Source organism: Hyphomicrobium sp. 99 (assembly GCF_000384335.2).
GTDB lineage: Bacteria > Pseudomonadota > Alphaproteobacteria > Rhizobiales > Hyphomicrobiaceae > Hyphomicrobium_B.
The window spans coordinates 2496781-2516844 of record NZ_KQ031382.1 but is presented as its reverse complement, the minus strand read 5'-3'; the positions used below and the strand labels follow the sequence as shown (position 1 = coordinate 2516844).

The following is a 20064-nucleotide window of genomic DNA, read 5'->3' as shown; positions in this document are numbered from 1 at the left end:
ACCATGATGCCGTGATCAAGACTTCGCGAAGGGTAGCTTACGGATAATGGCGGAAGACTTTGCAGTTTTCCCTGTGATGTCGATGTGAGTGGTTTCTGGAACGTTTGGGGCGCGGATCTCATCATTTATCCGGGCCTACCCTTTCCGATCGGATGTTCCTGTGGCCTGCTCCCCTGAAGCGATACCAGAATGACTGAGTGAATCCGGTAGCAGGATCTTTGAGCTTGTCCTCGCCAACGCGGCTCCTGAAAGCTCGGCAAAGTTTTGCCGCACGGCCGGTCGGCACGGTGCGCTCATCTTGGGTTTGCGCACGTAGGCAGAGCGACGCTCCGTCTGTTGCCCGTCGGACACATTGAGCCACCTTATGTACAAGGCGTTCATTTTTGGGCGCTGACGTCACTGAATAACGGTCGTATTGTCGCATGACGTAAGCGTCAAGTTGCATTCCAAAGCGTCATGTTGGGGGGAATATGAGTCGGTCAAAAGTAAAAAAGCATTCGTTGCGTCTTGTCAGTGCCACTCTCGCGACGCTCGCCACCTTATCGAGCCATGCTTTGGCGGGTGGCTTTGCGGTCGGGGAACAATCGACGGTTTTTCTAGGATCGGCCACGGCCGGCGCGGCCGCTGGCGGGACCATCGGCTCGATGTTTTGGAACCCGGCTGCAACGGCCGCGCTGCCAGGGATCAATACAGAATCGTCCTACTCGTTGATCCTGCCTTACGGGAATGTCCAAGTTGATCACTCTCCGCTTGGAACAACTGGCAGTAGCGGCAATGTCGGGATCGATGCTGCAGTCGGCGCCAGCTACGGCACCTACCAGGTGTCCAATGATTTCTGGATCGGTATGGCGCTCAACTCGCCTTTCGGCTTGGCGACCAAGCCCGAGAACACATCTTACCCCGGTTCTATTCTCGGGCTGACGACGAAGCTTGTCACGTTCGATGCCAATCCGACGTTTGCTTATCGAATTGCACCCGGCATCACGATCGGTGCCGGCGTTCAAATCATGTGGGCGCAGGGCAAGCTGCAGTTTAACGAGAACCCGTTTGGGTCGTCGGTCGCACAATTCACCGGCACCGATTGGGCCTTCGGCGGTACCGCAGGCATCATGATCGAGCCTCAGAAAGGGACATCCATCGGCCTTGGCTACCGTTCTCAGATGGATCTCGAGCTTGGAGGTAATTTCAACCGACCGCATACGCTTGGGGCAGGCCGTATAGCTGGATCTTATGGCGCGACCGGCACGATCAATCTGCCCGACATTGTAACGCTCAGTCTAAGGCAAGAGGTCAGCCCTTACGCGCGACTTCTCGGGACCGTCGAGTGGACGAACTGGAGCCGCTTCAAGAGCTTGGATTTGGTCTCCGCCGGCGTTCCGACGGGGGGCACGTCTATCCCGGCAAACTGGAGCGACGGCTGGCTCTTCTCTGTAGGTGGCGAATACGACTACTCGGCGGCCCTAACGCTGCGGAGCGGCGTCGCTTACGAGCTCTCGCCCGAAGACAGTGCTGCAAAGCGTTTCACGACCATCCCCGACAACAACCGCGTCTGGCTCAACTTCGGAGCCAGCTACAAGTGGAGTGACACGGTTTCGTTCGACGTCGCCTACAGCCACATCTTTGTTCAGGATGGCGGCTTCAACCGTCACCCGCCGGGATCACCTGCGACGGTTTCGGGAACTATAGACGCGGCGGCCGACATCGTATCCGTGGGCATGCGAACAGTTTGGTAATCGCAAGCGGCGCCGGCTTTGAGCACTCAATCGAAGCCGGCGCCGGAGCCCTTGTGAGCAAAAACTTTCTTAGTGCCCGCTGCGTCCCGACATCAGGACTTCTCCATGGGAACGAAAGATGACTGAAGCTCCGAAGCCGGACGCTATTCAAGCCGCGGAGCGGATTTACTCGGTCACCGAATTGGCAAGAGAGCTCGGCGTGACGCCGCGAACGTTGCGCTTCTATGAGGACAAAGGTCTCATCAAGCCGCAGCGCGTGAGCGCCACGCGTGTGTATCTGCCGCGTGATCGCGCCAGGATGATCCTCATCTTGCGAGGCAAACAGCTTGGGTTTTCGCTTCGGGAGATCAGCGAATACCTTGATCTTTACGACGCCGATCCAACGCAGCGCGCGCAAATCGATCGTCTTCTGCATCTCGTGCGAGATCGCATCGAATTGCTCGAGCAACAGCGTGAGGCGCTCGACGAAACGTTGGCCGAACTGCGCGAGATCGAGGAGTTAGCCCTCGATGCGACCCGAACCTCAGCTCCCAGTCACCAAGATGGGGAAGGTGAACCCGGCCCGTCGTCCCAATCCGATTAAAAAGGCGGATCAACACGCGATGCGCGCGACGCGCTGCTGCGGTGAGGGCGCGGGAAAAGGAAAAAGAGTGGTGGGAGCGCAGAGACGAATTTCACACGCCCAAAAACGGCGGGAGCAAAGGGAGGGACTGCAATGATAAGAAAACTTATTCTGCTCGCGGGTGTCGTCGCGATGTCGGCAAGTGTCGCGAGTGCTGCGGATCTTAGCGGCACCTGGCTCAGGCCGAAGACAGGCAAGCACGTACAATCCTATTCGTGCGGGGGCGGCCTTGGTCTTCGCGTCGTCGACACCGGCAAGGTCATTATGTGCGGCGCTAAAGCTGTCGGCGGCGGTAAGTATCAGGGAACACTGACGTCGACTGAGGATGGCAACCAATATTCGGGCACCGTGACGGTCGCGGGAAGCCAACTTGAACTCTCCGGTTGCGTGCTCGGAGGTCTTATCTGCAAGAACGAGACGTGGTCTCGCGTCAAGTAAGCTCGATGAAAAGCGCATCGCGTCGGGCCGCTCGCCAAGTTTGAAGAGTGGCGCCGACGGCGATGCGGAGTTCGAGGTGACCCAGGTCGGTCGTTTCCGGCTCTTTAGAAACGTCAGCCATCGATCATTGAGTACGGTGAGCGGCAAGCTCGGCCGTAAAGATGAAGCTCAAAGCATGCTCGATAAATTGCGCGCTCAAGAACTTCAGGCGTCTGCAGAAACGGTCAGAAACTGGATCCGCTTGTGGAACATGAAAGAAGATGACCTCGCGAAGTTCATCGACGGCGTAAGCAACTCCGGAATTTTGTAGCTTCCGTTTTCTATTCGTCGGACGGGCCCTTGATTGGCCGATGAGTCATTCCTTGTGGGATCCTCCGTAGCTGCGAGAGTCTTGGCGGTTGCTGCGGACTATCGTTCAGGTTCGCTGTCAGGATCAGTGAGGAGCGAACTCCCAGTTTTCCATCGTCGTGGTTCGAAGCACAAAACTCCTTCAACGCGAAGAAGCGTTTGCGCTTTTCCGGGAGAGGATGCGCGATCGCATTGGCGTGTGCGGACAGAGTTTTTGAGCACCCATCGAAGTGACTAGGCCATTCAGCTAGCTCGACTGGTGAAAGCGAATTGTTCCGCAAGGCTTGGGTCATCGACGGGTCAAGCGATTGTATGCTTGGGATTTCTGCGACCTCTGGACCAGGCCTTCGCCCATGAGGGGAACCAGGCCTGCATCAGGATTATTCTTCTAACGGATTATCTCAGGGACGCATCTTTTCCCGTTAGGATGGAAAGGGCCAGCCCATGGCATCTATCACTCGCGCCTTGAAGCCCTGCTATCGAAAGGCTGCGGCATTTTCCGATACGTCGCTATTTCAGTCGATACGGCAATATCAAATGTTGGGGCAGGCTTGGGGGGTAGAAAATCCATTCTTCAAGATTCAGGAAAGCCGTTCGAAGAGGTCCGTGACCATCGACGGGCGACAACTCATTAACTTCGGCTGGTGCGATTACCTTGGTCTCAGCGATCATCCCAAGGTGCTGGCGGCGGCGAAGTCTGCGATCGACGAGTTCGGTTCGTGTATATCTGCAAGCCGCATGGTCTCGGGGGACCTGCAAATGCATCGGCAGCTCGAAACGGAGCTTGCAGAGTTTTTCGGCTTTGAGAATGCACTTGTGTTTGTGAGCGGGCGTGCCGCCAGCGTGTCGACAATCGGCACACTTTTGAGCAAGGGCGACTTGGTCGTTCATGATGAGTTGGTGCACAACAGCGCAATAGTCGGTGCGCGGTTATCCGGCGCTGAAATGAAGCCCTTCAAGCACAACAATTTGGAATCGCTTATTCGGGTACTGCTGGAAAGCCGCGAACGTTTTAAAAACGTATTGATCGTCGTTGAGGGGCTTTATTCAACAGAGGGCGATTGCGTCAATCTTTCCCGCCTTGTTCAGATCAAGCAAGAGTTCGGCTGTTGGCTTATGGTTGACGACGCGCACGGTGTTGGCGTCCTCGGCGAAAGCGGCCGCGGACTTGCGGAATACGCGGCTGTCGACCCAAGGAAAATCGACATTTACATGGGCACGCTGAGCAAGGCGCTCGCTTCCTGCGGCGGTTTTATTGCAGGCAATGCCGAACTGAATGAAATTCTCAAATATTCGGCGCCAGCTTTCGTCTACTCGGTAGGCCTTCCCCCCGCAGTGACCGCCGCCGCACTTGCAAGTCTGCGCATTCTTAGAAGCGAGCCGGAACGCGTCCATCGTCTCCATGACAATTGCAAGTTGTTTTTCGGAGAATGCCGTGCACGCGGGTTCGACACCGGCACGAGCATCGGGCTTGGAATGATCCCCATTATGGTCGGTTCGGTGAAGAAAACGGGCAGGTGGATGGAGCTGATGATCAAGCGGGGCTTCAATCCGTCGCCGATCATCTATCCAGGCGTCCGGATCAATTCGAGCCGGCTGCGGTTTTTCATTTCGTCGGAGCACTCCGTCTATGAACTTCAATCCTGCGCGGAGGCTTTGAGCGGATCAGAATCCGTGCGCTAACGGCGATTGGGGTCGTGATTGTTACATTAGCCCTTCGCAATCTTTTGCACGACAAGCTGAGACTCACGGGGACGCTTGCCGGGGTGGCGTTTTCAGTGATTTTAATGGCGGGCCAAGCGGCGATTTATTCCGGCGCGCGCGAGACGATCACCACGATGATCGATCGGTCTCATGCCGACCTATGGTCTTCCGCTTCTGACAGTTTCTGATCGACAACGAACTGCGGTGGTCGATGGCGTTAGCCGGGTCACGCCTATCGTTGCATCATTCGCAGACTGGCGTGAGCCATCGAAACTAAAGCGTCTGGATCCGTCAGTTTTGTTGAGGTAGGGCCGGTGCAAGCCGTCCGTCAGGGATCTCCGCGACGTTCTTCATCGATGGTTCGATCAAGATGTTTTCGATTTTGATAAAACGCTCAGCTTTTTGACATTGCACGCCCTGTTATTTTGATGTCGCTATCACGCGTCGAAGAGCGGGGGCCGTGACGAAGTGAAAGTTACTCTGGAAAGGGGCCGAAAGCGTCCTCAAGGAGCTCACTCATGAAGGCTCGGGATATTATGATCAGAGATGTGGTGTCGGTCACACCGGATTGTTCAATCGCAGAAATGGCGCAAAAGATGCAGCAATTCCGTGTCAGCGGTTTGCCCGTGATCAACGCGGAAGGTGAACTGGTCGGCGTCGTCACCGAAGGTGATTGCCTGCGCCGCGCTGAGACGGGGACGCAAGTTAAGAGATCGGGCTGGCGCTCGTTTCTTGCTAGTCCGGAAACGCTCGCCGGCGAGTACATTCGTTCTCACGGACGAAAGGTCAGCGATGTGATGACGCGTGATCTCATCACAATCGGCGAAGATACCGATCTCGATGAAGTCATTCATCTCATGGAGAAGCATCAGATCAAGCGTCTGCCCGTGGTTAGGGACGGCTCTGTCATCGGAATCGTCAGCAGGGCAAATCTCGTGCAGGCGTTGGCGGGACTCGTTCGCGGCAGCGGTTCGGTTCATCCGGATGATGTCGAGATCCGCGAAAAGGTACTGGCGGAACTGGGAAAGCTTCCGTGGACGGCCAGAGAGTTCATCAGCGCGACTGTGAAAGACGGTATCGTCGATCTTTGGGGCTCGTTCACTGCCTTTCGGCAGGATCAGGCGGCCGTGATCGCTGCAGGAAATGTTCCGGGCGTCAAAGAGGTCCGCAACCACCTCGCGTGGGTTGATCCGGTTTCTGGTCTGGTCATTTATTCGCCCGACGACAGCCTTCCGGCGGAACAGGTATCTTGAGCGGAGCCTCAACGTTTCGCGCCAAATGCGCAGGCGGCGCTGCGCATTTGGCCGGAGAGTTATTTCGTGCTGCTAGGGGCGTAGGGAGAGCCCGCGCCGGTGTCCTTCAGAAACAGCACGAATGGGAGCAAGACGAGAAAACTCAGCGTGATGAAACCGAAGGCCTCGATGAAGCCGATCATCATCGACTGACGCATGAGTTCAGCGCCCAGCAGTTGCTGCGCTCGCGGATCGGAGGCTGCAAGTCCTGTAGCGTTGAACCATGAGTGCAGCGCGGGATTATAAGGATCGAGCGCGCCGCCGAGGGTTTGCCAATTCTGATGCGAGGTGCGCGTCAAAATCGTTGCGGCGATTGCGATGCCGAGCGAGCCGCCGATCGTCCGGGCGATGTTGAAGATACTCGCGGCCTGGTCCGACGCTTCCTTCGGCAGTGTCTGGTAGGCAAGCGTCGAAAGTGGCACGAAAATCATGCCCATGCCGATGCCTTGTACGATGGTCGGCACGATGATCGAGAATTTATCGATTTCGAGATTGTACGTCCTCGTCGTCACGTACGTGCCGGCGGCCGCCAAGGCGAGGCCGAAAAAGACGAGCCATCGTGAATCGACGTGCGAGATCAGCGCAGCGACGACGACCATGCCAACCATGACGGCGATACCGCGCGGCGCCATGACGAGTCCCGCCGTGCTCGCGGGATAGCCGAGCAGGTGCTCGAGGAAGAGCGGCTGCAGCGCGATCGTGCTCAGCATTCCGACGCCGAACGCCATAATGAGGAACGTCGACGTTGCGAGGTTGCGATCCTTCAAGAGGTTGAGCTTCAGTATTGCGTCCGGCCGATTGAAGCTTCTGATGACGAATGTCACGAGGCATAGGATCGATACGATGCTCAACATTACGATCGTCGAGGATTGTAGCCAGTCCTCCACGTTGCCGCGATCGAGCACCATCTGAAGGCTGCCGACGCCGACGGCCAGAAGAGCGGCGCCGAGCCAGTCGATTGGCACTCGAATAGCTCTTGTCGGCCGGATGTAAGCGACGAGCAGTGCCAGATTGACGATGCCGATCGGCAGGTTGATGTAGAACACCCATTGCCAGCCGAGATGATCGGTGATGAAGCCGCCGACCGTCGGGCCCATGATCGGTCCGAGGAGGACGCCGATACCCCAAACGGCCATAGCCTTGCCGCGGCTTTCCGCATCGTAGGAATCGACCATCGTCGCTTGCGAGAGCGGAACGACGCTCGCGCCAAACGCGCCTTGGAAGAGGCGGAAGAGCACCATCTGGAAGAGCGTGGTGGATTGACCGCAAAGCATCGAGGCAACGACGAAGCCGCCGACGCTGACGATCAATACATTCTTTCGGCCGAACCGTTCGGCAAGGAAGCCGCTCATCGGAATGACGATGGCTTCCGCAACGATGTAAGACGTCAAGACCCACGTGATCTGATCAGGCGTCGCGCCGAGCGCTCCCATCATGTCGGGCAGCGCGACGTTGACCACGGTCATGTCGAGAATGACCATGAGCACCGCTAGCAGAACGGCGAGCGAACTCAGGAGCCTTTCGGGCAGCGGCGAGCTCGATTGATCAGCAACTCGATCACTTACCGCCACTGTTCGCCTCTTCGGCGGTGTCGACTGTCACGTATGCGGAAGCGCCGATGCCAATCTGGGGATCGTCCGGCTTGAGCGTCAGTCCGATGCGGACGGGAAATCGCTGGACGACCTTCACCCAGCTGCCTGTCGCATTCTCAGACGGCATCAGAGAAAACGCTGCGTTGCTCGCGCGGCTGATAGCTTCGACCTTGCCGCTGAATGTCTGGGACGGATACGCATCGATGGTGATGGTGGCCGTTTGGCCGGGTTTGATGCGTGCGAGATCGGTTTCCTTGAAATTCGCATCGACCCACCAATGCGCCGTATCGACGAGCGGGAACATACCGACGCCCGCTTTCGCGATTTCACCGGGCTGAATGCGGACTTTCCCAACCGTTCCGTCGGCGGGTGCTTTGATGGTCGCGTGATCGAGATCGGCGCGGGCTTGATCAACTGCGATTTGTGCTTGTTCGACGTTCGCCTTGGCGGGTGCGGCCTGTGGGCCGGTTACTGCCGCTGCCTGCTGCTGCGCAATGCTGAGACGCGACTCGGCGAGTTTCAGCGCGGCTTCAAAAGGCGCCGTGTCGAGCTGGACGAGGACGTCGCCGGATTTTACGGCGGCGAAGTCTTGGACTTTGACCTCAGTAACGGCTCCCGTCACGCGCGGTGTAATCTGAACGATATTGGCTTGGACCTGCGCATTTTCAGTCGCGGGGAAGAGTGCCGTGTGTTTCAAATAAAGGTAGCCGGCTGCGACGAGAGCGAAGAGGGCAAGAATGCCGAAGACCGTCAGGGCTCGCTTGGAAAGAAGCGGCTCGCGGGCGGATGCAGGACTGGTGCTTGGGACAGCACTGGCCACCGGCTTCTTCTCTTGCAATCGGTCTTGCATCGATTTTTTCCGCTTGTTCGTAGGCTGCAACTTTCGTCATCCCTTAAAGTTGCCATCAAGGCTCGGCGCAGCTCAGGGCTGCTTGGGGGCTGTATACTTGCAGCATCGATTGGGGGCGATAGAAAAGATCATCGTGAGCCGGGGGCCTGATGGCAATTCACCTTGATGGCTTTCCCCTGAACTCCGAGTTCGAAATGCGGCGCGGGCGGTACGTCGACAGCAGGTTTGTTGCGGATATGTTCCGATAAATAAGGGGATTCTGGTATTTCAGATCGTCGGTGTGGGGAGGGTATTGGGCGCTTGTTAACTCCTTAGGCCGATCTTCGACCATAGCATTGCGCTGAAATGACCGGCGCGATGCGGGAAAACGCGCGCAAGTTGAAGGGGCCGGTCAGTGTCTCAACGATTTGAACGAGCTGAAGCGACCTACTTCAGATTGATGGCGCAACAAGAAAAATCGGACTTTGATCCGATGGAAGCGGAGTCACGGTTGAGGGCGCTGACCAGGGGTCAGCCTCTCATCGAAATCAAGACCAAAAGCGGACGGCCGTTTTTCGTGCGGCGGGCAATGTCGGACACGGGGATGACGTACCGTGTTTTTCGCACGGAGCTATCGGCGATCATCGGCGAGGAAGCGGTTGGGCTTTGCGACGTGGGCCGGATGGTCAACGGCATTGCGCTCATCACCCGAGCCGAGGTGCAGCGATCGTTTCAACGAAAGGGCATCGCGACTGCGGTCTACGAATTGATATCGTCGGATATGGTCCATGCCGGCGGACTGCTGTGGCCGGTATCGCCGCGGGAAATGTCGGATGCGCAATTCAAAGTCTGGTGGCGGCGTTCGCCCGTCCTCGTATTTTATTATCCTCATCGGCAGCGGCTTGGCCTCCGGCCGCGGTTCGAGTTCGAAGAGCTGTTCGACGGCGCGCGCAAAAAAAGTTTTTGGGACCGGACGCGCGATCGGTTCCACGCGTTCGTTTCCCGCTTCATGTGGGGTTTCCGTCTGCCCTCCGATTGATCTCGGGCCGCCCAACGGGAGACGCCCGCGCAGGTTACCCTGTGCGGTTCGAAGCTTCGCCAGAGGCAATTAGCCGGGCGTCTCGTCAGGGACCAGCGTTAGCAAGGAAGCGTTCCGCAACGCCGAGGGCTTCGCGAATTTTGCTCGAGATGACGCAGCGGCGCTGCAGTTCGCTGTCAGCGTATTTCAACGCGTCGCGCAGCTGCTCAATGACACCGAGCGTCGACATATCGCTTGCTAGCCGCGGTTGGGCATTCATGACAGATCCTCCGAATTTGTTTGTTCGGAGGCAATAACGTCCTCGCGGCATTTTCAAGGAGACGGCAAACCCCGCCGCATATTCTTGCTGTCAGGGTGGGCCCGGGAGGCTTCAAGGAAGCTCCGACGGCTTCTCAGGTCACCACCAGAACAGCGACTTCTGGCGCGGATACATTTGCCGCCGGCCGTAGCGGTCGTAGTTGTAATAAAAATCGTCCGAGCTATCGCGATAGAAGTTGTCGGAGGGGAAGAACTGCTTCGGCCGCTTCCTGATACCGCCTTGCGGTTCGGTGCTGACGAGTACGATGAAATCGGTCGCCTTGGCGGTTTCCTTGCTCATTGGCTCGTCTGAAATGATGAGCGATGACCCCGGCCACGCCGCTTCGGTAACGCGGGCAAGAACGTCCGGCGCAATGGTAATGCGATTGAGCGCGGCGGTGGCCTTCGCGACATCCGTTTGCGGCGTCTCGGTGGCGTCGCTCGTCTGGTCGAGGCGGTCCTCGGAGGATGCGTAATCCGCTTCCTTGTGTTCCAAGGTCACGGCAGTCCAGCGCAGATCATTGCCGTCGTTGGTATAGTCGACGGCCGTGTACACATGCGTGCCGATCGGTGTCTCGGGCTCGCTGATCGTGACCGGCGCTTCGAATACCGGCTCGTAGCCTTGGCGGACGTAGAGGCGTTGCGTCTTGAGGCTGATGAAGATCGAAACGGGTTGCGTCTTGTGCTTTGCTTCGTCGGCCTGGGCGACGGCCGCGGCTCGTGCCGCTTCAACGGGCGCTGCTTCTTGCATGGCTGTCTGCAACTCGGCTTCGGCGGCTTTGAGCGTTTCGGTCAATGACGCAACTTTCGAGGCTGCGTCTTCCGCAGTCTTGATGGCCTTCGCCTTCGTGTCTTCCCAATTCTTTATGGCCTTCGGGGATTTCGCGGCTGCCAGTCCCTTGTCGGCCCTTGCAACTTTATCATCGGCGGACTTTTTCGCCGCTTCCGCTTTGCGCAGAGCCTTCGCCGCATTGTCGCGCGGCTCCTTCTTTTCGGCGACCAGCTGTTTCATCTGGTCGGCCTGATCGTTTGCGGCATCGGCTTCAATCTGCTTGCCGGCTGCGATCGACTTCAAGGCTTCGAGTTGGGCAAGGCGCGCTGGCCATCGCTTCACATTGGGCTCGAATGGGCTGCTGTTATCGGTGCTGTCTTGATCCTGGTAGGACATCGGGATCGCGACTGCGGACTCGATCGCCGGTTGGGGCGTGGGCTTCAGCAGCAGCGGATGAGTAATCTCGACAGGGGCTACGTCGTCGTATGCAACGATCACGCGCATGCCGACTTTCGTCAGCGGATATAGGCGCTGGGCGAAGCTCTCCGGGAGGCGCACGCATCCATGGGACGCGGGATAGCCCGGCAGCGCGCCGCCATGGAGCGCCACGCCCGACCACGTGATGCGCTGCATAAATGGCATCGAGGCGTCGTCGTAGACGTTCGAATAGTGTTCCTCTTCCTTTTGGAGAACGCTGTAGACGCCCACGGGCGTTTCGTAATCCGTTCGCCCGCTCGAAACGCGTGACCGCATTGTCCCGCCGGCGGCGTCATAAATGGTAACGCGTTGATCTTTAATGGAAACAATCGCCATAACTGGCTGGCCGTTCAGTGTGTCCTGGGCGACGTCTTCGACTACATGACGCGAGCGGCGGCTTGCGGCTTCGGCGTCATGGAAGGTCAATGTCGATGCCAATGCAACCAATGCCATCGAAGCAAGGCCCATGGAGAGGTATTGCCGCAGAGGGTGCAGACGAAACATTTTTCAGACCTTGAGTATGGTGGCGGGGAAGATGACGAAGCAGCGTAGTCTGAGGATGATTGAGCATTAATTAGCGCGTGTCCAACACTAGCATCATCATCCATGTTTCGGTTCTTTGCGAGGCCGTTGAGCCTCAATGCGCGAACCTGCACGTCTTGCGCGCAAAACGCCCCCAACGCATGTTGCCGTTGAGGGCGGTTTTCTAGGATCTGACTATATTCATTCAGTCGTAGTCGCAGATCCAGCGGCGGCGCGAGCGGCTCCACCAGCAGGAATCTCCGTATCCATAATCGTCGTAATACCCGTCGTAATAGTAGGGGTAACCGGCGAAGAAGAAGCGGTTATGCCGATGGTGGAAATGCCGGCCGGCGAAATGGTTTCGAGCAAATCCGCGGTTAAATGAGCGGCCGTAGAAGCGAGGTCCGCCGCCCGTGCCGTGGGCGCCGTACCCGCCTCCAAATCCGCCGTGCATGCCGCCGCCGGACCGTACGAGGGTTTGGAGACTGTTATCTTTGACCGGTGCTGGGATTGGAGCGAGGTTCAGTGGCGCCGCTACAGCGCCACAGGCGGCCGTCGCAAGCGCAAGGGCTCCGCCGGCACATCTGAGAAGAAATTTTCGCGACATTGCTGCTCTCCTTTTTGAGCGTAGGCATCCGGCCTCATCGCCGCGACCCGACAGGGACGTGCGTTCTCGATCAGTGTTGTGATCAAAATCACTCGCGGCCGCATCGCATGTGCTGGCCGGAAGAACGCGGCTTAGCCGCCGTTAACCACACTTTAGCTGTGGGGGCGTGTGGGGACGTGTTCCGCCGGGAACAGCGCGGATGAGAAAAATGCCGGAGGGGGGCCTGCACCATTCCGGGGCTTCAGATTAGCGCTCTTTTACCTTGATACGCAGGACCGCCCTTTGTCGCCTATTCTTTTGGGGCGGGAATGGACGCTGTTTACCGTCGCCTCACGAGACCGATCGTATGGGATTGTATTCAATTCCAAGGTTCCGATCAGCAATGCCCGAGAAGTCCAGATCTCCCCACATCGTCCTCGAAAACGAATATCCCCGTTCCGACCGAATGACAGCCTGGGCGAAGTCGCTCTTTTTCGACAGGCTTGGCAGTGCTTCGCGTCCGAAACTGCTTCTGGCGGTAACGGCAGCCGATCTCTTTGCGATCATCGCGGCGTGGCCCTTGTCGCAAATTTTGCTCGGCAATCCTTTCGTCCCGTCATGGACGAGTTTCTCGCTGACGACATTGGTTGGCGTGCTGTCGATCTACGTGCTGCGCCGGCAGTGGTCGTACTCCATTCCTTCGCTGCGGGGGTTCACCTCGCAAGTCCTGAAGGTTCTGACGTCCCTTGCGGCGGTCGCGCTCGCGATTTCCGGTCTCGCCTTTCTGTTCGATCAGAATGAAGTCGCGCCGCGCGAGATCGCGGCATGGATGGAATTGTCGGCGGTATTTCTTTGCGTGATCCGCTCGGTCGCCGCGTGGACGATAGACCGGCTGACGCGTGCCGGTCGTCTGGTCAGGCGAACTGTCATCGTAGGCGGCGGTCAAGACGCCGAAGATCTCATAGCTGAGCTTTCCGCCGACCCGACGAACCACATGCGTATTCTCGGCGTATTTGATGACCGGCAGGATGAACGGGTTGCGCGGAGCTACGGCGGCATCGCGCGGCTCGGAACATTCGAGACGCTCACGGACTTTTGCCGCGATTCTGGTGTCGACCTGCTCATCGTCACCGTTCCCGCGCGCGCTGAAGAGCGGCTGATGCAGATCCTCTTCAAACTGTTCACGCTGCAAGTCGACGTTCGCGTATCAGCATTGAACTCGAAGCTCCGGCTCAACTCGCGCGCCTACAGCTTCATCGGCCGCGTGCCGATGCTGGCGGTGATGGACAAGCCGCTGAGCGATTGGGACCGGGTCATGAAAAACGTCGAAGACCGTGTTCTCGGCGCATTGCTGCTGTTGCTCGTGTCGCCGATCATGGCCCTCGTCGCGATCGCTGTCAGGCTCGATAGCAAGGGTCCGATTTTCTTTCGTCAGAAGCGCTATGGCTTCAACAGCGAGCTGATCGAAGTCTTGAAATTCCGCTCGATGTACGTCGAGCAACAGGATGCGACGGCGAGCAACCTCGTGACGCGTGGCGATCCGCGGGTGACTCCGGTCGGCCGGTTCATCCGGCGCACGAGCCTCGACGAATTGCCTCAGCTCATCAACGTGGTGAAGGGTGAGATGTCGCTCGTCGGACCTCGTCCGCATGCGACCGGCGCCAAGGCCGAACGGGATCTCTACGAGAACGTTGTGCAAGGCTATTTCGCGCGCCATCGGATGAAGCCTGGCGTTACAGGCTGGGCGCAGATCAACGGCTGGCGCGGCGAAACGGATACGCATGAGAAGCTCGTGCGCCGCGTGGAGCACGATCTCTATTACATCGACAACTGGTCGGTGCTGTTCGATCTCTACATTATCGCGATGACACCGGTTTCGCTGATTACGGGGAAGAATGCGTACTGAGGCCGCTTCAGCGCCCGAGTTTTATCCCGGCGCTCCAAGGTCGTTGGCGATCCGGCGAAGTACGCTTGCGGGCGTGCTCGTCGCGGTTGCGACCATGCTCAGCACGATCGTTTTCTCAGAGCCTGCCATCGCCGACGGCTTGATGGTCGTGGTGATCGGTGTTCTGCCTGTTCTCGGCGTGCTGAAATTCGGCAAAGCGTCGTTCTTCAATTATTCCGCGTGGCTCGCGCTCTTTGCGCTGGGCTTTGTTGGCACCATGCTGTCAACGACGTTTCCGACCGCGTTCGTTCATCAGCTCGTGACGCTGTTTCTTGCGACAGGCGCTTTCGTAATTGCGGGCTACGTCGCGGAAGATCCCGAACCGCGCGCGAAGCTCGTGCTTTCCTGCTATGTCATCGCATGTCTGATTGCGACGGCCGCGGCGTTCGTCGGCTACTTTCGGCTGATCCCTTCGACATACGAGCTCTTCACGAACTACGATCGCGCGCGCGGTACCTTCAAGGATCCCAACGTCTACAGCGCGGCCGTCGCGCCGGCCATCGTCAGCCTCGTGTGGGTGATGTTACGCGGCCGGCCGAAGCACGCGCTCGTCGCGGCTGCGGTCGCGTTTCCGCTCGTCATCGGCTTGCTCATCAGCTTCTCGCGCGGCGCGTGGATTTCGACGGCGCTTTCCGTTTGCATATTGATCGGCATCGTCCTTTTCCGTTCGCGGCGGAGCACGGATTTCAATCGCTTCGGCAAAGTGACCATTATCGGCATTGTCGGGCTGATGGGTGCGCTTGCGCTCGCGACGCAGATCGATCAAGTGCGCGATTTGCTGAGCCAGCGTGCCAACCTCGACCAGAGCTACGACGAGGGACCGAATGGGCGGTTCGGCGGGCAGCAAAAGGCGCGGGCGCTGATCGTCGAGCATCCCTTCGGGATCGGCACCCATACGTTCCGCGATACCTATCACCACGAGGAGCCGCATAACGTCTACCTCACCATGTTTCTGAACGCGGGCTGGCTCGGGGGCCTGCTCTACGTTCTTTCCGTGGTGGCGACGCTCTATCTCGGTTTGCGAACCGCGCTGCAGAGGACGCGCCTTCAAGGGCCGGCTGTCATCGCCTTTGCGTCGTTCGCCGGGCTGGCCTTCGAGGGCTTCGTTATCGACAGCGATCACTGGCGCCATTTCTTCCTGATGGCCGGCTTGATCTGGGGGCTGGCTGACGCCACGCCTCCCGTTAGCGACCCTCGACGGCGGGCGGACGACGTCGAAGCCTAGTCAGGCAGGTCACGCGTGTTCGCCGGAGTCATTAGGGACCGCTTGGCGGGAAAAATTCTCTTTGATAGGTATGGGTCATAGGCTCGGCATGTGTTGCCGTGCGATGCCCGCGGGAGTTTTCTCCATTTTCAGCTTGATCAATCAGCGGCGGGCGGCAATTGCCGCTGTGATGGCTGCCACCGCGTTCTTGGCTGGAGCTTTGTCTCTAGCGGCGCAGGAGGGAGCGCCCGTCGATACGGCGCTTGTCGTCTCTGTAGACGTCTCGAACTCGGTCGATGCGCCGCGTTACCGGCTGCAGATGGAGGGGATCGCCAAGGCGCTCGAAGATCCAGGCGTCATCGACGCGATCACTGGTGGGTCGGCCGGGGGCATTCTGTTCTCGATGGTGACGTGGGCGGATACGCCGTCGTTCGTCATTCCGTGGATCAGGATTGCGAACAAGGCCGATGCCTTTGCGGCAGCGAAGCGGGTTCGGACCTTGCCGCAGCAGGGCGGGGAATTCACGTGCATGACGCGCATGCTGAGATCGGTGAACGATAAGATCGTTCCGCAGGTCCCGGCCAAGGCCGCGCGCATACTCGTCGACGTCTCGGGTGATGGACCGGACAATTGCAATGCCGAGGAATCCATCGAGACCGTTCGCAACGAGCTCGTGAACAACGGCGTCACGATCAACGGTCTGCCGATCCTGCTCGATACGCCCGAGGATTCCGCGCTGTTGCCGAAAGCCGTTCCCGGCGGGAAGCATCCGCTCGAACAATGGTACCGCGAGCACGTCATGGCGGGCCCGGGAAGCTTCGTGCTGCCTGCGCAGGGCTACGGTGATTTCGAACGCGCGATCCGCCAAAAATTCGTGATTGAGGTCAGCGGCTTGAGCCCGCCCACCTTCTCGCTGACGAACTTCACCCGGTAGCTGACGGGTGTTTAAATTTCAGATGTCGTTTTCGGAGGCGGAGGCGCAACGCCAGCGCGTGACCTGCCAACCGGGATGTTCTTCGGCCCATTTCGCGAAATGCGGTGGGGCTTCGACCATGCACGTCATGGCATCGACATCAGCGTCGATCGGTATCCTGTAGTCGCGGCAAACATTGGGATCGTTCGTGAGGCAGGCTGATAGAACGATTGCAAGCATGGCGATGTTCCGGATTGAACGTCAGCGGTACTTCAGCATACCGTGACGTTACAGCCCGGGGATTTGTTTCAGGTGAGCCCAATCGGAAAAATGCTGACAAACCGACGCGTCAGGCTGCCGGCAGCAGAATTTCGCCTCGTCCGATGGTTGCCAAGTCGCCGCCAATCTTCTGGACAAACAAGGGCATAGGCTTCGGAGCCAAATCGCCCAGCACCGTTTTCAGGTAGCGCGAGATCACGCGCACGATCACGAGATCGTGTTTGCCGGTATCGACGAATGTAGGCAGCAGCTTCTCGACGCTCGGACCGATCAGGGTGCCACGCCGCATCATCAAGCCGGGTTCGGGACCGATGCCACCCTCAGCCCAGATGGTGCCGCCGATCATGCGTGAGCCGGTGTGAGCGCCGGTCTTGCCGCGAACGACGATGACGCCGCGCCGCATCTTATCGCCTGCGCGAGAGCCGATGTTGCCTTCGACGACGGTGATGCCACCGAGCATGCCGAAGCGGTCGCCCGGGATCATGCCGCCGAGATTATCCCCGGCGTTGCCGCGAACGTGGATCATACCGCCGGTCGATCCGGAGGCTAAGAAGTGTGCCGCGTTACCGTGAATTTCGAGCTTGCCGCCCGTCATCTTCCGGCCTGCGTAGGAGCCGGCGTCGCCGATGACGCGGATCGTTCCGCTGTCGAGACCCAGACCGATGAAATCGAGCTCGGGTGTTGCGCCTTCGATGGTGAGGACGTCGCCCGCGCTGCCTGAAATGTCGAAGGCGTCGCCGAGCGCCATGCCGCCCTTTTCGATGCCGACGTCAAGGTGGGCGATGTCGTGCTCCGAGAGGGCCGAGAGCTTTGCGGGCGTTATGCCGGAGAGCGTCAACCGCTCGGTCGCGGGCGCCTTGAGGCGCAGCGTGAGGCCGCTCATCAGATGAGATCCTTCAGATGATAGTGATGCTGTCCGAGCTTGCCGCCGTAGTTGCCGGCGGTGATGCGCGTGACACCGCGCTTGGCGCCGACGTCGGTTACGGCCTTGAGACCGACGCGCATGGCATCGGCAACTGCTTTGGACGTCAGACCGTCGATGACGATTTCAAGGACCGCGAGCGTGTCGGGTGCGAGTTCGGTCTTTTTGGTGGTGCCGCGAAGCGTCGGGCAGAAGGCGTCGTTCGTCGAAGCGAACATGCCCGCGTACTTGGCGCCAACCTTCGAGCCCGAGCGCACAATGCCGCCGGGGAAGGGGGTAATGACGTCATCGACCTTGGCGATGGCATCGACCGCGGCTTCCGCTGTTTCGAGAAGGCCCGCGCGATCCGTGCCGAGAATGAGCATGTTGCCGCCGCCGACCGCGTCGGTCGTCAGGCCGGTTTCTTCTTCGATCACGAACTCGCCGTCCATGACGGGCACGCGCCAGTAGCGGGTTCCGCCGAGTTTTTTCGCCGTTTGAAACCCGTCGCCGAATAGCCGCGGGCCTTTGCCGAGGGCGATCGACTTATCGGATTTGAAGCCAGCGTAGCAGGCGGAGCCGGGGCTCGTCAGCACGCACTGGCCGATGCGGTTGCGGATTTGCGGAACGAGCGCGTCGGGCGAAAATCCGAAGATGAGAATGCGGACGCCCGGGCGGCCGTCCGGCGTTTCGTCGGGCGTCAATTCCTTGTCGATACCGCATTCCGCACCGCAGCCGATGACCGAGGTGCCGAAGCCTGTCGCGACAGTTGCGGCGATGCGCGCCCATTTCAGCGTATCGGCCGTGATGATGATGCCGGTTCCGCTCATGCCGAAAGCTTCGGCGAAGGTATCGTCGATGACGACGCCGTTGACCGTCTTGCTCATGCTGCGCGCGCCCTGGTCGGTTGGATGATCAGCGAGCCGCGGCCGCCGTTGATGATTTCGTCGTCTGAGAGACGGAAGTTATCCATGCGCACCGTGTGGTAATCTTCGAAATAGCGCTTCAAAGACTTCTCGATGCCGCCGCGATCGTAGCTCGGCCGCGCGACGTGCGTGCCGCCATTGACGACCTTGACGATCTTGCCGTTGCGGACGATCAGCTCGCCGTTCTTGAAGAGAAGTTCGGGCGTGGTGAACATCGCTTCGCGGTCGGGGTTGTCGTCATAGACGGTGATGTCCGCCCAGGCGCCGACGCCGAGGTGACCGCGATCCACGAGACCGAGGCTGCGGGCCGGACCGGCGCGCGTCATGATCGCGATTTCGTAGAGCGTATATTCGCGGTCGAGAGAGCCAAGCGTCGAATACTTCAGCGCATCCTGATTGATCTTCTGCATCATGTCCCGGCGGAAGTTCTTATCCATCAGGAGCCGGATAAGATGCGGGTACCATGTGAACGGACCGCCGTTCGGATGGTCGGTCGTCAGGAACAAGCGCCACGGATCGTTGACGAGTAGGAACAACTCGAGGCCGATCGCCCACTGCAGAGCGTTGACGAAGCTCTTGTCGCGATACTTGAAGGGGACGACGCCGCAACCTGCGTCGCACTCGATATCCATCACGACCCACTTCTTCGGATCGGCGGAGCGCGTGTTGACGAACTGGCGCATCGAGTCGCCCGATGCGGTGCACGTCTGGCCGAACATGACCTGGCCGACGTCGCACGAGACGTTCTTGTTGGCGTTGACGGCTTCGGCAATCGGGGCGGCGGCGGACGAGAACTTCAGGTCGCCTTCGGTGCCGTAGCTGTGGAACTGAATGTGCGTGAGATGGATCGGCAGGCCTTCCGAGCCTCTGATCGTCTCGAGCGTGGTCTCGTAGCCGCCGGGAACGCCAAGGTTGCAGCCATGAATGTGCAGCGGATGGACGACGCCGAGTTCCGTCAGGCCGCGAGCGAGCGTCAGGATGATGTCGCGCGGTGTGACGCCGTAATAAGTGTGCTTCTCGTTGAGATCGAGCTTTCGCTGATTGAACTTGAAGGCGCTGATGCCGCCCGGATTGACCACCTTCACGGCAATCGCCTGTGCGGCGTGCATCGTCCAGGCGATGTAGTCCTTGATGGCCGAGAAGTCGGCTTTGCCGGCGAGCTGGCGCAGGAAGAAGTCGTCTGAGCCGAGCATGACGAAGGCGCCCTTGTCGATAATCGACGTATCGGCCATCTCCATGTGAGCTTGGCGGGCGTTCGCGGGCAGCATCGCGGGCTCGAAAGCTGCGGTGTAACCCATCTCGGCGTAGCGGTAGCCCGTCGTCATCGTCGAGGGAACAGCATGGCCGACGCCGGCGCGCGTCAATTCCGTGCGCGCGACTTCATTGCCGATGTGGTCCTCGGGAAGAATCATGCGGGCGATCGTCATCTTGCCGCCGCCGATGTGCGAGTGCGGATCGATGCCGCCAGCCATGATCACACGGCCATGCAACGCGTATTCCTGATCGACCTTGGCGTTCGGCTCCGGAGAGACGATGCGGCCGTTCTCGATGAAAATATCGCGAACCTCGCCGTCGACGCCATTAGCGGGGTCGTAGACTTTGCCGCCGGTGAGCTTAATCAACATTATCGATCTCGGTATTGGGC

Annotated in this window: 19 protein-coding genes; 10 read left to right on the top strand and 9 right to left on the bottom strand. The window is 59.1% G+C overall.

Annotation, left to right across the window (positions count from 1 at the left end):
• Positions 1-470: 470 nt before the first annotated feature.
• The 6 genes from G359_RS12060 to G359_RS12035 all read left to right on the top strand — a co-directional run bounded on the left by G359_RS12060 (position 471) and on the right by G359_RS12035 (position 6098).
• Positions 471-1733, top strand: coding sequence for an OmpP1/FadL family transporter (locus tag G359_RS12060; protein WP_045836332.1), 1263 nt, complete (start codon positions 471-473; stop codon positions 1731-1733).
• A 118-nt stretch (positions 1734-1851) separates the two neighbouring features.
• Positions 1852-2316, top strand: coding sequence for a MerR family transcriptional regulator (locus G359_RS12055; RefSeq protein WP_045836331.1), 465 nt, complete (start codon positions 1852-1854; stop codon positions 2314-2316).
• 132 nt (positions 2317-2448) lie between these two features.
• On the top strand, positions 2449-2793 hold the full coding sequence (locus tag G359_RS12050) for a DUF2147 domain-containing protein (protein ID WP_045836330.1): 345 nt from the start codon (positions 2449-2451) through the stop codon (positions 2791-2793).
• A gap of 40 nt (positions 2794-2833) precedes the next feature.
• A complete protein-coding gene (locus tag G359_RS12045) occupies positions 2834-3103 on the top strand; it encodes a hypothetical protein (protein ID WP_045836329.1) in 270 nt (89 codons plus the stop codon).
• 482 nt (positions 3104-3585) lie between these two features.
• Positions 3586-4824 (top strand): aminotransferase class I/II-fold pyridoxal phosphate-dependent enzyme, encoded by a 1239-nt coding sequence (locus tag G359_RS12040; protein WP_052699340.1) that lies wholly within the window; start codon positions 3586-3588, stop codon positions 4822-4824.
• Between the two features lie 539 nt (positions 4825-5363).
• On the top strand, positions 5364-6098 hold the full coding sequence (locus tag G359_RS12035; RefSeq protein WP_045836328.1) for a CBS domain-containing protein: 735 nt from the start codon (positions 5364-5366) through the stop codon (positions 6096-6098).
• Positions 6099-6157: 59 nt separating this feature from the next.
• Here the strand turns inward: G359_RS12035 and G359_RS12030 are convergent, their stop codons facing one another.
• On the bottom strand, positions 6158-7708 hold the full coding sequence (locus G359_RS12030; protein WP_045836327.1) for a DHA2 family efflux MFS transporter permease subunit: 1551 nt from the start codon (positions 7706-7708) through the stop codon (positions 6158-6160).
• A complete protein-coding gene (locus tag G359_RS12025; protein WP_045837947.1) occupies positions 7695-8579 on the bottom strand; it encodes an HlyD family secretion protein in 885 nt (294 codons plus the stop codon). Before G359_RS12025 ends, G359_RS12030 begins: the two co-directional genes overlap by 14 nt.
• A 394-nt stretch (positions 8580-8973) precedes the next feature.
• On the opposite strand from G359_RS12025, the gene G359_RS12020 reads away from it, so the two are divergent.
• A complete protein-coding gene (locus G359_RS12020) occupies positions 8974-9597 on the top strand; it encodes an N-acetyltransferase (protein WP_156150749.1) in 624 nt (207 codons plus the stop codon).
• An 85-nt stretch (positions 9598-9682) separates the two neighbouring features.
• Here G359_RS12020 and G359_RS20495 read toward each other — a convergent pair whose 3' ends face one another.
• The 3 genes from G359_RS20495 to G359_RS20490 all read right to left on the bottom strand — a co-directional run bounded on the left by G359_RS20495 (position 9683) and on the right by G359_RS20490 (position 12272).
• On the bottom strand, positions 9683-9856 hold the full coding sequence (locus G359_RS20495; RefSeq protein WP_156150748.1) for a hypothetical protein: 174 nt from the start codon (positions 9854-9856) through the stop codon (positions 9683-9685).
• Positions 9857-9994: 138 nt separating this feature from the next.
• Positions 9995-11647, bottom strand: a complete 1653-nt coding sequence (locus G359_RS12015; RefSeq protein WP_045836326.1) for a L,D-transpeptidase family protein — start codon at positions 11645-11647, stop codon at positions 9995-9997.
• A gap of 223 nt (positions 11648-11870) precedes the next feature.
• Positions 11871-12272, bottom strand: coding sequence for a hypothetical protein (locus tag G359_RS20490; protein ID WP_156150747.1), 402 nt, complete (start codon positions 12270-12272; stop codon positions 11871-11873).
• 382 nt (positions 12273-12654) lie between these two features.
• Here G359_RS20490 and G359_RS12005 point away from each other — a divergent pair, with 382 nt between their 5' ends.
• The 3 genes from G359_RS12005 to G359_RS11995 all read left to right on the top strand — a co-directional run bounded on the left by G359_RS12005 (position 12655) and on the right by G359_RS11995 (position 16334).
• Positions 12655-14157 carry an undecaprenyl-phosphate glucose phosphotransferase gene (locus G359_RS12005; protein WP_082072909.1) on the top strand — a complete coding sequence of 501 codons (1503 nt, stop codon included), beginning with the start codon at positions 12655-12657 and terminating at the stop codon, positions 14155-14157.
• Positions 14147-15421, top strand: coding sequence for an O-antigen ligase family protein (locus tag G359_RS12000; RefSeq protein ID WP_052699337.1), 1275 nt, complete (start codon positions 14147-14149; stop codon positions 15419-15421). Before G359_RS12005 ends, G359_RS12000 begins: the two co-directional genes overlap by 11 nt.
• A 169-nt stretch (positions 15422-15590) precedes the next feature.
• A complete protein-coding gene (locus G359_RS11995) occupies positions 15591-16334 on the top strand; it encodes a DUF1194 domain-containing protein (protein ID WP_245280006.1) in 744 nt (247 codons plus the stop codon).
• Between the two features lie 18 nt (positions 16335-16352).
• Here the strand turns inward: G359_RS11995 and G359_RS11990 are convergent, their stop codons facing one another.
• The 4 genes from G359_RS11990 to G359_RS11975 form a co-directional block, all read right to left on the bottom strand.
• Complete coding sequence (locus G359_RS11990; protein ID WP_045836324.1) at positions 16353-16553, bottom strand: hypothetical protein; 201 nt, start codon at positions 16551-16553, stop codon at positions 16353-16355.
• Between the two features lie 109 nt (positions 16554-16662).
• Complete coding sequence (locus G359_RS11985; protein ID WP_045836323.1) at positions 16663-17475, bottom strand: formylmethanofuran dehydrogenase subunit C; 813 nt, start codon at positions 17473-17475, stop codon at positions 16663-16665.
• The gene (fhcD, locus tag G359_RS11980) at positions 17475-18380 is read right to left on the bottom strand and encodes a formylmethanofuran--tetrahydromethanopterin N-formyltransferase (RefSeq protein WP_045836322.1); all 906 of its coding nucleotides are present in this window, start codon (positions 18378-18380) and stop codon (positions 17475-17477) included. The genes G359_RS11985 and fhcD overlap by 1 nt, the downstream gene beginning before the upstream one ends.
• Positions 18377-20044, bottom strand: a complete 1668-nt coding sequence (locus G359_RS11975) for a formylmethanofuran dehydrogenase subunit A (RefSeq protein ID WP_045836321.1) — start codon at positions 20042-20044, stop codon at positions 18377-18379. The genes fhcD and G359_RS11975 overlap by 4 nt, the downstream gene beginning before the upstream one ends.
• Positions 20045-20064: the final 20 nt, after the last annotated feature.